13 protein-coding genes and 1 pseudogene are annotated in these 10,412 nt (G+C 71.2%); 3 read left to right on the top strand and 11 right to left on the bottom strand.

What is annotated here, in order from left to right:
- Nucleotides 1–216: IS3 family transposase (locus B5M43_RS14625; RefSeq protein WP_230668180.1), on the top strand; the 216-nt coding region annotated here is incomplete at its 5' end.
- Here B5M43_RS14625 and B5M43_RS14620 read toward each other — a convergent pair.
- The 6 genes from B5M43_RS14620 to coaA all read right to left on the bottom strand — a co-directional run bounded on the left by B5M43_RS14620 (nt 185) and on the right by coaA (nt 5,670).
- Nucleotides 185–466, bottom strand: coding sequence for a GIY-YIG nuclease family protein (locus B5M43_RS14620; RefSeq protein ID WP_134746930.1), 282 nt, complete (start codon nt 464–466; stop codon nt 185–187). The genes B5M43_RS14625 and B5M43_RS14620 overlap by 32 nt on opposite strands.
- A 284-nt stretch (nt 467–750) precedes the next feature.
- Nucleotides 751–1,173 carry a tRNA (adenosine(37)-N6)-threonylcarbamoyltransferase complex ATPase subunit type 1 TsaE gene (tsaE, locus tag B5M43_RS14615; protein ID WP_055992515.1) on the bottom strand — a complete coding sequence of 141 codons (423 nt, stop codon included), beginning with the start codon at nt 1,171–1,173 and terminating at the stop codon, nt 751–753.
- 64 nt (nt 1,174–1,237) lie between these two features.
- Nucleotides 1,238–2,335, bottom strand: a complete 1,098-nt coding sequence (alr, locus tag B5M43_RS14610; RefSeq protein ID WP_134746942.1) for an alanine racemase — start codon at nt 2,333–2,335, stop codon at nt 1,238–1,240.
- A 17-nt stretch (nt 2,336–2,352) separates the two neighbouring features.
- A complete protein-coding gene (locus tag B5M43_RS14605; protein ID WP_134746932.1) occupies nt 2,353–2,814 on the bottom strand; it encodes a holo-ACP synthase in 462 nt (153 codons plus the stop codon).
- 4 nt (nt 2,815–2,818) lie between these two features.
- Complete coding sequence (gene glmS / locus B5M43_RS14600) at nt 2,819–4,672, bottom strand: glutamine--fructose-6-phosphate transaminase (isomerizing) (protein WP_134746934.1); 1,854 nt, start codon at nt 4,670–4,672, stop codon at nt 2,819–2,821.
- A 44-nt stretch (nt 4,673–4,716) separates the two neighbouring features.
- On the bottom strand, nt 4,717–5,670 hold the full coding sequence (coaA, locus tag B5M43_RS14595; protein WP_374198173.1) for a type I pantothenate kinase: 954 nt from the start codon (nt 5,668–5,670) through the stop codon (nt 4,717–4,719).
- Between the two features lie 80 nt (nt 5,671–5,750).
- On the opposite strand from coaA, the gene B5M43_RS14590 reads away from it, so the two are divergent.
- A complete protein-coding gene (locus tag B5M43_RS14590; protein ID WP_134746936.1) occupies nt 5,751–6,683 on the top strand; it encodes a Ppx/GppA phosphatase family protein in 933 nt (310 codons plus the stop codon).
- Here the strand turns inward: B5M43_RS14590 and B5M43_RS14585 are convergent.
- A pseudogene (locus tag B5M43_RS14585) lies at nt 6,680–6,823 on the bottom strand (phosphoglucosamine mutase); the annotation flags it as partial. The gene B5M43_RS14590 and the pseudogene B5M43_RS14585 sit on opposite strands and share 4 nt — an antisense overlap.
- Before the next feature lie 313 nt (nt 6,824–7,136).
- Between B5M43_RS14585 and B5M43_RS14580 the strand changes: the two are divergent.
- On the top strand, nt 7,137–7,424 hold the full coding sequence (locus B5M43_RS14580; protein ID WP_230668254.1) for a DapH/DapD/GlmU-related protein: 288 nt from the start codon (nt 7,137–7,139) through the stop codon (nt 7,422–7,424).
- Between the two features lie 146 nt (nt 7,425–7,570).
- Here the strand turns inward: B5M43_RS14580 and glmM are convergent, their stop codons facing one another.
- The 4 genes from glmM to B5M43_RS14560 form a co-directional block, all read right to left on the bottom strand.
- Nucleotides 7,571–8,926 carry a phosphoglucosamine mutase gene (glmM, locus tag B5M43_RS14575; RefSeq protein WP_230668251.1) on the bottom strand — a complete coding sequence of 452 codons (1,356 nt, stop codon included), beginning with the start codon at nt 8,924–8,926 and terminating at the stop codon, nt 7,571–7,573.
- Between the two features lie 20 nt (nt 8,927–8,946).
- Complete coding sequence (gene rpsI / locus B5M43_RS14570) at nt 8,947–9,414, bottom strand: 30S ribosomal protein S9 (RefSeq protein WP_308068649.1); 468 nt, start codon at nt 9,412–9,414, stop codon at nt 8,947–8,949.
- A 23-nt stretch (nt 9,415–9,437) separates the two neighbouring features.
- The gene (gene rplM, locus B5M43_RS14565; protein ID WP_134747314.1) at nt 9,438–9,884 is read right to left on the bottom strand and encodes a 50S ribosomal protein L13; all 447 of its coding nucleotides are present in this window, start codon (nt 9,882–9,884) and stop codon (nt 9,438–9,440) included.
- A gap of 167 nt (nt 9,885–10,051) precedes the next feature.
- Nucleotides 10,052–10,412, bottom strand: a 361-nt coding sequence (locus B5M43_RS14560) for a UDP binding domain-containing protein (RefSeq protein ID WP_308068648.1), incomplete at its 5' end; no start/stop codon positions are given.

Raw genomic sequence — 10,412 nt, 5'->3', positions numbered from 1 at the left:
GCGGGCGACAACGCCGCGATGGAGTCGTTCTTCAGCCTGCTGCAGAAGAACGTCCTCGACCGCCGCGCCTGGGCCAACCGAGAACAGCTGCGCGTCGCGATCGTGACCTGGATCGAGCGGACCTACCACCGACGCCGCCGGCAAGCCCGTCTGGGCCGTTTGACGCCGATCGAGTTCGAGACCATCATGAACCAGAACCTGGCCCTCGCGGCCTAACCGAAACTGTCACCACTTCGTTCAGCAGACCCTTCGCATGGCTCCACCCCTGGATGCTCTTCTCGAGCGCGAAAGCGTCTTCCACCCGTTCGAAGTCACACGACCACACCAGCTCCACAGGCAGCCGCCGCTTCGTATAGGCGGCGCCAAGCCCCTGCTTGTGAGCCGCGAGGCGATTGTGGAGATCGATCGTGCTGCCCACGTAGTAGGTGCCGTCCGCGCACCGGAGGATGTAGGTCCAGGCCGTCATGCGAGGACCGTACCGATCCAAGCGCCGACCGCCGAGCACATCGAAGCCGGGGCACACGACCCGCGGCCTGTGGACGAGCGGCTCGCTGGGGCCGTTTCGTCTCCGCTTCGCTCCGCTCAACGACCGAACCCCTGCCGGTCGTTGAGCGGAGGCGCGCCAGCGCCGGAGACGAAACGCACCGAACCCCTACCGGCGTTTCGTCTCCGCTTCGCTCCGCTCAACGACCGGCCGCACGCGCTCGGTCGCTCAACCACCGCAGGTGGGGACGCCCCGCCCCCGCCGCGTCAGCCGCGCACGCGGGCGATCGTGACCACGCGGGGGGCGTCGGCGTCGAGGTCCTCGGCGTCCGCGGCGGCGCCCACCGGGCGTTCGATCTCGATGTCGATCCACTCCTCGCGCAGTCCGTCGACCTTGCCGCGGCCCCACTCGACGATCGTGACGGAGCCGTCCACGTCGACGTCGAGGTCGTCGAGCTCCATGGCCGAGTCGAGGCGATAGGCGTCCGCATGCACGAGGGGTGCTCCGCCCACGAGCGAGGGATGCGTGCGCGCGATCACGAACGTCGGGCTCTGCACCGGCCCGCGCACGCCGAGCCCCTCCGCGATCCCGCGGGTCAACGTGGTCTTCCCCGCGCCCAGCGGCCCGGTCAGCACGATCAGATCTCCCGCGACCAGCCCGGCGCCGAGGCGGCGCCCCAGCGCCTCCATGTCCTCGGACGTCGCGATGTCGTGCCGCCCGAGCAGCTCGCCCGCGATCACAGTGCCGTCCTGTTCACAGGGCGACCCGCGGCACGCGGGCGCCGATCCGCGTGACGATCTCGTAGTTGATGGTGCCGGCGGCGTCCGCCCACTCGGTCGCCGAGGGCACGCCGGCGGCCGGGTCGCCGAATAGCACGACCTCGTCGCCCACCTCGACCGGGTGATCCCCCACGTCGACCACGAACTGGTCCATCGCGATCCGCCCGCCCACGCGGAACCGCTCCCCGCGGATCACGACGGGCCCGGCGCCCGACGCCTGGCGCGGCACCCCGTCGGCGTACCCGAGGGGCACGAGCGCGAGGGTGCTGTCGCCGTCGGTGCGGTGCGTGTAGCCGTACGAGACGCCGTGGCCGTCCGGGACGCGGCGCACCGCCGCGACGCGGGCGCGCAGCGTCATGGCGGGGCGCAGGCCGAGGTCGGCCGCGTCGCGGTCCTCGAACGGCGACAGTCCGTACAGGCCGATCCCGACGCGCACGGCGTCGAGCCTCGCCTCGGGCAGGTCGATCGCGGCGGCGGTCGCGGCGATGTGCGTCACGCTGGGCGTCAGGCCCGCCCCGTGAGCGGCGGCGACGCCGACCTCGAAGCGGCGCAGCTGCACGCGGTCGTCCTCGAGCGACGTGTTCGACAGGTGGCTGAACAGGCCGTCCACCCGCAGGACGCCCTCGCGCTCCAGCGCGGCGGCCTCGCCGAACACGGCCGACCAGTCCTGCGGCGCGAGGCCGTTGCGGGCGAGGCCCGTCTCGAGCTTCAGGTGCACGACGGCCGACTGCCCCTCGGTCGCCGCGCGGGCGGCGTCGCGCAGCTGGCGCAGGCTCGAGATGCCGAGCTGCACGTCCTGGGCGACGGCATCCGCGAACTCGGTCTCGGGCCCGTGCAGCCAGGCCATGATGGGCGCATCGACGCCGGCGGCGCGGAGCGCGAGCGCCTCCTCGACGTCGGCGACGCCCAGGCGCGTCGCGCCTCCCACGAGCGCCGCGCGCGCGGCGGACACCGCGCCGTGCCCGTAGGCGTCGGCCTTCACGACCGCGATGAACTCGCGGGTCCCGGTGAGCTCGCGCAGCGTGCGGGTGTTGTGCGTGATGGCGTCGAGGTCGATGAGCGCCTGGCGCATCCAGGTGCCGGCCCCCGTCACCGGGGCTCCTCCGGATCCATCGGCTCCGGCACATCCAGCAGCGCGGCCTCGTCCTCGGCCGGGACGTATTCGGCGCCGACCGCGTCGACCACCGCCGGACCGCCGTCGCCCTCCGCCGTGACGTACGCGATCGCGAGGCCCGCGTCGTGCGAGAGTGACAGGTGCAGCGTGGTGATGCCGCGCGCGGCGACCACCGCGGCGGTCGAGCCGGACAGCGAGAACAGCGGCGGCTGGCTGTCGCCCAGGCGGGCGATCTCGATCTCGTCCCAGTGCACGCCGTCCGAGCCGCCGAGCGCCTTGATCAGCGCCTCCTTGGCGGCATAGCGCGCGGCGAGCGAGTGCAGCGGCAGCTCGCGCTCATGCGGCGTGAAGAGACGCTCCAGCAGCTTCGGCGTGCGCTCGATCGTGCGCTCGAAGCGCGGGATGTCGACCAGGTCGACGCCGATGCCGACGATCATGGCATCACTCGACCGTGACCGACTTGGCGAGGTTGCGCGGCTGGTCGACGTCCAGGCCCTTCGCGTTCGCGAGACCCATGGCGAAGATGTGCAGCGGCACGACCGCCAGGATCGGCTCGTGCAGCGGCGACGCGAGCGGGATGCGCAGCACCTCGTCCGCGAACGGCAGCACGGCGGCGTCGCCCTCCTCGGCGATCGCGATCACGCGGGCGCCGCGCGCGCGGATCTCCTGGATGTTGGAGACGACCTTGGCGTGGAGCACCGACGCGCCGCGCGGCGACGGCACGACCACGAACACCGGCTGGCCGGGCTCGATCAGGGCGATGGGGCCGTGCTTGAGCTCGCCCGCGGCGAAGCCCTCGGCGTGGATGTACGACAGCTCCTTGAGCTTGAGCGCGCCCTCGAGCGCGATCGGGTAGCCCACGTGGCGGCCGAGGAACAGGACGGCGCGGGTGTCGGCCATCCAGCGCGCGAGCTGCTCGATGCGCTCCTGCTCGGTGTCGAGGATCCACTGGATCTTCTCGGGCAGCGCCGCGAGCTCCTGGATCTGCGCAGCCTGCTCCTCGGGGGCGAGCGTGCCCCGGATGCGGGCGACGTGCAGCGCGAACAGGTACAGGGCGGTGATCTGCGCGACGAAGGCCTTGGTCGACGCGACGGCGACCTCGGGCCCGGCGTGCGTGTAGACGATCGCGTCCGACTCGCGCGGGATCGTGGCGCCCTGCGTGTTGCAGATGGACAGCGTCTTGGCGCCCAGGCGCGCGGCCTCCTTGACCGCCATCAGGGTGTCCATGGTCTCGCCGGACTGGCTGATCGAGATCACGAGCACGTCCGGGCCGACGAGCGGGTCGCGGTAGCGGAACTCGTGCGCGAGCTCCACCTCGACCGGGATGCGCGCCCACTGCTCGATCGCGTACTTGCCGACCAGGCCCGCGTAGGCGGCGGTGCCGGCGCCGAGGATGACGATGCGCGAGATGCCCGCGAACAGCTCATCCATGCCGTCGAGCTCGGGGATGACCACCCGGCCGTCCTGGACGCGGCCGCGGATGGTGTTGGCGACGGCTTCGGGCTCCTCGGAGACCTCCTTGGCCATGAAGCTCGACCAGCCGCCCTTCTCGGCGGCGGACGCGTCCCACATGACCTCGAACGGGGAGGTCTCGACCGGCGCGCCGTCGAAGTCGGTGACCTCGACGCCGTCGGGTGTGATGGCGACGATCTGGTCCTGGCCGATCGCGAGGGCCTTGCGGGTGTGCTCGACGAACGCGGCGACGTCGGAGCCGAGGAAGTTCTCGCCCTCACCCAGGCCGATCACGAGCGGCGAGTTGCGGCGCGCGCCGACGACGAGCCCCGGGTGGTCCTGGTGCATGGCGAGCAGCGTGAAGGCGCCCTCGAGCCGGCGCGCGACGGCGCGGAACGCGGCGACCAGGTCGCCGCCGCTCGCGCGGTACTCGCGGCCGAGCAGCACCGCGGCGACCTCGGTGTCGGTCTCGCTGCGGAACGCGAAGCCGTCGGCGACCAGCTCGGCCTTCAGCTCGGAGAAGTTCTCGATGATGCCGTTGTGGATGACCGCGAGACGGTCGTCGTCGGCGAGGTGCGGGTGCGCGTTGACGTCGGTGGGGCCGCCGTGCGTGGCCCAGCGCGTGTGGCCGATGCCGGTGGTCCCGGCCGCGATCGGATGCGCCGCCAGCTCGTCGCGCAGCATCGCCAGCTTGCCCGCCTTCTTGGCGGCGTGCAGCGCGCCGTCGCCGTCGATCACGGCGATGCCGGCCGAGTCGTAGCCGCGGTACTCCAGGCGGGCGAGGCCCGCGATCAGGATGTCCTGGCTGTCACGGGGCCCGACGTATCCGACGATTCCACACATGCGCTCCATCCTACGGTTCCGCCGACTGGAACCCGCCTGGGCGCCTACAGCTTCCGCAGCAGCACCGACTCGACCGAGTGGTCCGCGCCCTTCCGCAGCACGAGCGAGGCGCGGTGCTTGGTCGGCAGCACGTTCTCGAGCAGGTTCGGCAGGTTGATGTCGTTCCAGTAGCCCCGCGCGGTCTCGGTCGCCTCCTCGTCCGTGAGGTGCGCGAAGACGTTGAAGTGCGAGGCGGGGTTCGAGAAGGCGCCCTCGCGCAGGGCGAGGAAGCGGTCGATGTACCACTGCTCGATGTGGCGGGCGTCGGCGTCGACGTAGATGGAGAAGTCGAACAGGTCGCTGATCGCGACGTCGTTCGGCGCGGGCGGGGGCTGCAGCACGTTCAGGCCCTCGACGATCACGACGTCCGGCCGCCGCACCACCACGTGCGCGTCGGGCATGATGTCGTACTTCATGTGCGAGTAGAACGGCGCGCGCACCTCATCCGCCCCGCTCTTCACCTTCGTGACGAACTCGACGAGCGCGCGCCGGTCGTACGACTCGGGGAAGCCCTTGCGGTCCATGAGCCCGCGCCGCTCGAGCTCCGCGTTGCTGTAGAGGAAGCCGTCGGTGGTCACGAGCTCGACGCGCGGGGTGTCGGCCCAGCGGCTCATGAGCTCGCGGAGCAGGCGCGCGATGGTCGACTTGCCCACGGCCACCGATCCGGCGACGCCCACGACGAACGGCGTGGTCTGGTCGTCGCGGCCGAGGAAGCCGCTGACGTCGCTGCCCAGGCGCTTGGTGGTCTTGGCGTAGATCGAGAGCAGGCGACTCAGCGGCAGGTACACCTCCCGCACCTCGGCGAGATCGAGCCGGTCGCCGATGCCGCGCAGCTGCACGACCTCCGCTTCGGTGAGCGGCTGATCCATGCCCGCCGCGAGGCGCGACCAGTCGCCACGGGCGATCTCGCTGTAGAGCGAGAGCGGGGCGGGGGGAGGGACGGCGCTCATCCGGCCCATCGTATCCGCGCATCCGCCGGTCGTTGAGCGGAGCGAAGCGGAGACGAAACGCGTCCGACCCCGCCCGCTACCCTGGCCCCATGCGCCTGGGAGTCCTCGACATCGGGTCCAACACCGTGCACCTGCTGGTCGCCGACGCGCACCCGGGCGGACGCCCGCTCGCCGCGTCGAGTCACCGCACGGTGCTGCGCCTGATGCGGTATCTGACGCCGGACGGCGCCATCTCGGAGGAGGGCGTGCGCGCGCTGGTCGACGCCGTCACGCGCGCGAAGGAGCTCGCCGCCTCGGAGAACGTGCGCGAGCTGCTGCCGACCGCGACGTCCGCGGTGCGCGAGGCGGCCAACGGCCCCGAGGTGATCGCCCGCATCGAGGAGGCGCTCGGCCAGAGCCTGCAGGTGCTCGGCGGCGAGACCGAGGCCCGCTTCACGTTCCTGGCGGTGCGGCGCTGGTTCGGATGGTCGGCCGGCCGCATCCTGCTGTTCGACATCGGCGGCGGATCGCTCGAGATCGCCGCGGGCGACGAGGAGCTGCCCGACTACGCCGAGTCGGTCCCGCTCGGCGCGGGGCGGATGACCCTGGCGTACCTGCCCGAGGACCCGCCCGGCGAGCACGCCGTGGCCGAGCTGCGCGCGCACGCCGCCGCCACGCTGGCCCCGATCGCCGACGCGCTGAAGGGATCGCCGCGCCCGGATCACGTCGTCGGGTCGTCGAAGACCATCCGCTCGCTCGCCAAGCTCGCCGGCTACCCGCGGCCGGGATGGTCGGGCTCGCCGCGCATGGTGCTGCCCCGTCAGTCGCTCGGCCAGTGGATCCCGCGCCTCGCGCGCATCCCGGCGGCCGTGCGCAAGGAGCTGCCCGGCATCACACCCGAGCGGACCGTGCAGATCACCGCGGGCGCGGTCGTGCTGCACGAGACCATGAAGGCCTTCGGCGTGACCGAGCTCGAGGTCTCCCCCTGGGCCCTGCGCGAGGGCGTCATGCTCCGCTACATCGAGGAGCTCGGCTGGGCTTAGAGCCCGATGCGCTCCCGCACGACCTCGGCCAGCTGCTCCGCGTAGCGCTGCGCCGACTCCTCGTCGGCGGCCTCGACCATGACGCGCACGAGCTGCTCGGTGCCCGACGCGCGCAGCAGCACGCGGCCGGTGTCCCCGAGACGCTCTCACTGACACCCACGCCGTCAGCGCAACGATATGTCGGAAGCCATGCCACACTTGCGCTGACAACTCCACGGACCAAAGGAAGCATTTTTGTCCATTAGAAGCGCAGCGACACGATTCCTTGCCGGCCTCGGACGAGGCGCGATTCTCAACGGAGTGATTGGCTCCCCGCTGATCCCGCCACAACTTCGGTGGCGTTTCCTCCGGATCGTCGGCATGGACGCGTCGCGATCAACGATTGCGCCGTCAGTGTGGTTCGGCAGTACCAGGGTCACAATCGGCGAACGTTCCTTTATAAACCGCGAGTGCATGTTCTCTACGCACGAGAGGATCACCATCGGACGCAACGTGGACATCGGCATGCGGTGTACGTTCATCACTGCGACGCATGAGGTCGGCGGGCCGTCCCGTCGCGCAGGTGCATTGCGCACTGCCGGGATCAGAATCGGCGACGGCGCATGGATCGGAGCGGGCGTGACGGTGCTGCCAGGTGTCGACATCGGCGACGGTTGCGTAGTCGCCGCCGGCGCGGTCGTGACCAAGAACTGTGAGAGCGGTGGCACCTACGCCGGCATACCTGCCCGCCGTATTCGCTGACACGGAACGCGCCACCCGCGTCACCACGTTCCGTGCCTGGCCGAGTGCGGCCAGCAAGCCTACCGCGCGGTACCCCGCGCCTTCGCTTCGGATGAGCGAATCAGCTCCGGCACGAACCAGCGCTCCAACTACGGCTCACTGTGGGCTTAGAGCCCGATGCGCTCCCGCACGACCTCGGCCAGCTGCTCCGCGTAGCGCTGCGCCGACTCCTCGTCGGCGGCCTCGACCATGACACGCACGAGCTGCTCGGTGCCCGACGCGCGCAGCAGCACGCGGCCGGTGTCGCCGAGCTCGGCCTCGACCTCGCGCACCGCCTGCTGCACGCCCTCGTCCGAGACGCGCTCGCGGTCCACGTTCTTCACGTTGATCAGCACCTGCGGGTACACGGTCATGATCGACGCCAGCTCGGCGAGCGTCCTGCCCGTGCGGGCCATCTCGGCCACGAGGTGCAGGCCGGTCAGGAGGCCGTCGCCCGTCGTGGCGTAGTCGCTCATGATCACGTGGCCCGACTGCTCGCCGCCGAGGGAGTAGCCGCCCTCGTCCATGAGCTCGAGCACGTACCGGTCGCCGACGGCGGCCTGCAGCACGGTGATCCCGCGCTCGCGCATGGCGACGTGGAGTCCGAGGTTGCTCATCACGGTGGCGACGAGCGTGTCGTCCTTGAGCCGGCCGCGCTCCTTCATGGAGCTGGCGAGGATGGCCATGATCTGGTCGCCGTCGACGACGCGCCCCTGCGCGTCGACCGCGAGGCAGCGGTCGGCGTCGCCGTCGTGGGCGATGCCGACGTCGGCGCCGGCGCGCACGACGGCCGCCGACAGCTGCTCGAGGTGCGTCGATCCGACGCCGTCGTTGATGTTGACGCCGTCCGGGTCGGCGCCGATCACCGTCACGGTGGCGCCGGCGTCGCGGAACGTCTCGGGCGAGACGCCCGCCGCCGCGCCGTGGGCGCAGTCGAGCACGACGTGGATGCCGTCGAGGCGGTGCGGCAGGGACTGCAGCAGGTGCACGACGTAGCGGTCCTCGGCGTCGGCGAAGCGCTTGATGCGGCCGACGTCGCCGCCGGTGGGGAGGAGCTTGGGGCCCTGGAGGGCCTCCTCGATGCGCTGCTCGACCACGTCGGGCAGCTTGACGCCGCCGCGCGCGAAGATCTTGATCCCGTTGTCGGGGGCCGGGTTGTGCGACGCCGACACCATGACGCCGAAGTCGGCGTCGCGGTCGGCGACGAGGAACGCCAGGCCGGGGGTCGGGATGACGCCCGCGTCGTACACGTCGATGCCCGACGCGGCGAGCCCGGCCGACACGGCGGCGCTCAGGAACTCGCCGGAGATCCGCGGGTCGCGCCCGATCACGACCGAGGTGCGGCGCCCCTGGGCGCGGCGTGCCTCGGCCGAACGGCCCTGGCCCAGGACGACGGCGGTCGCCTGGGCCAGGGACAGAGCAAGGTCGGCGGTGAGGATGCCGTTGGCGAGTCCTCGCACGCCGTCCGTGCCGAAAAGCGGCATTCGGATGTGCCTCGTGCGCCTTAGCGCTTCGAGAACTGCGAAGCCTTGCGGGCCTTCTTGAGACCAGCCTTCTTGCGCTCGATGACGCGGGCGTCGCGCGTGAGGAAGCCGGCCTTCTTCAGGGTCGGGCGGTTGTTCTCACGGTCGATCTCGTTCAGCGCACGGGCGATGGCGAGGCGCAGCGCGCCGGCCTGACCCGAGGGGCCGCCACCCGAGATGCGCGCGATGACGTCGTACGCACCGGCGAGGCTGAGCACCGTGAAGGGGTCGTTGATCAGCTGCTGGTGCAGCTTGTTCGGGAAGTAGTCCTCGAGCGTGCGGCCGTTGACCGTGATCGTGCCCGAGCCCGGGACGACGCGCACGCGGGCGATGGCCTGCTTGCGGCGACCCACGGCGGCGCCGGAGACGTTGAGGACGGGGCGCTCGGCGACGGGGGCCTCGGCGGCCGGCGTCTCGGTCGAGTAGTTCTGGATGTCGTTGTCAGTCACGTTGAATCCTTGGATGCCGGCGCTTACTGGGCGACCTGGTCGAGGGTGTACGTCTTGGGCTGCTGCGCGGCGTGCGGGTGCTCGGCACCGGCATACACCTTCAGCTTGGCGAGCTGCTGACGGCCGAGGCTGTTCTTGGGGAGCATGCCACGGATGGCCTTCTCGACAGCGCGGACCGGGTTCTTCTCGAGCAGCTCCGAGTAGGAGACGGCCTTGAGGCCACCCGGGAAGCCCGAGTGACGGTAGGCCATCTTCTGCTGGAGCTTCTGGCCCGTGAGCGCGACCTTCTCGGCGTTCACGATGATGACGAAGTCGCCCATGTCCATGTGGGGGGCGAAGGTGGCCTTGTGCTTGCCACGCAGGAGCGCGGCGGCGTGCGAGGCGAGGCGGCCGAGGACGACGTCGGTGGCGTCGATCACGAGCCACTCGCGCTGGGCCTCACCGGCCTTCGGGGTGTAAGTGCGCGTCACAGTAGTGCTGCTTTCTGTTCGAACGGAGTCGTTCGTGAATCCCGCTCCGGGGCGGTTCTCCCGACGATGTCGGGCAAACCAGCCGGTGGAGGGCTCACGTTCGCTGTGCCCGCAGTTGGGCACCAAGGGTCTACCTTACCGCACGACACGCCCGGGGGCGAATCGGGTCAGCGCCCCATGCCGGTGTAGGTCCAGCCGGCGGTGCGCCAGGCGGTGGGGTCGAGGATGTTGCGGCCGTCGAAGACGACGGGGCGGGCGACCTGGGCGGCGGTGGTGACCGGGTCGAGGGCGCGGTACTGCTTCCACTCGGTGACGATCACGACGGCCTCGGCGCCGGTGAGGGCCTGGTCGACGGTGTCGGCGTAGTCGAGCTGGGGGTGCAGGCGGCGGGCGTTGGGCATGGCCTCGGGGTCGTGGGAGATGACCTCCGCGCCGAGGCCCTTGAGGCGGACGGCGACGTCGAGGGCGGGGGAGTCGCGGATGTCGTCGCTGTCGGGCTTGAAGGCCAGGCCGAGCACGGCGACGCGG

Origin of the sequence: Microbacterium sp. MEC084 (genome assembly GCF_004514465.2) — a bacterium.
Lineage (GTDB): Bacteria > Actinomycetota > Actinomycetes > Actinomycetales > Microbacteriaceae > Microbacterium.
The sequence above is the reverse complement of the archived record's forward strand: the minus strand, read 5'-3'. Positions and strand labels throughout refer to the sequence as shown.

What these genes read in the sequence shown, in the direction of transcription:
- alr (WP_134746942.1), bottom strand. Translation starts at nt 2,335, where the DNA reads ATGCGCCAGGCGCTCATCGACCTCGACGCCATCACGCACAACACCCGC.
- B5M43_RS14620 (WP_134746930.1), bottom strand. Translation starts at nt 466, where the DNA reads ATGACGGCCTGGACCTACATCCTCCGGTGCGCGGACGGCACCTACTAC.
- B5M43_RS14605 (WP_134746932.1), bottom strand. Translation starts at nt 2,814, where the DNA reads ATGATCGTCGGCATCGGCGTCGACCTGGTCGACATCCCGCGCTTCGAG.
- coaA (WP_374198173.1), bottom strand. Translation starts at nt 5,670, where the DNA reads ATGGGCCGGATGAGCGCCGTCCCTCCCCCCGCCCCGCTCTCGCTCTAC.
- tsaE (WP_055992515.1), bottom strand. Translation starts at nt 1,173, where the DNA reads ATGGAGGCGCTGGGGCGCCGCCTCGGCGCCGGGCTGGTCGCGGGAGAT.
- glmS (WP_134746934.1), bottom strand. Translation starts at nt 4,672, where the DNA reads ATGTGTGGAATCGTCGGATACGTCGGGCCCCGTGACAGCCAGGACATC.
- B5M43_RS14580 (WP_230668254.1), top strand. Translation starts at nt 7,137, where the DNA reads ATGTTCTCTACGCACGAGAGGATCACCATCGGACGCAACGTGGACATC.
- glmM (WP_230668251.1), bottom strand. Translation starts at nt 8,926, where the DNA reads ATGCCGCTTTTCGGCACGGACGGCGTGCGAGGACTCGCCAACGGCATC.
- B5M43_RS14590 (WP_134746936.1), top strand. Translation starts at nt 5,751, where the DNA reads ATGCGCCTGGGAGTCCTCGACATCGGGTCCAACACCGTGCACCTGCTG.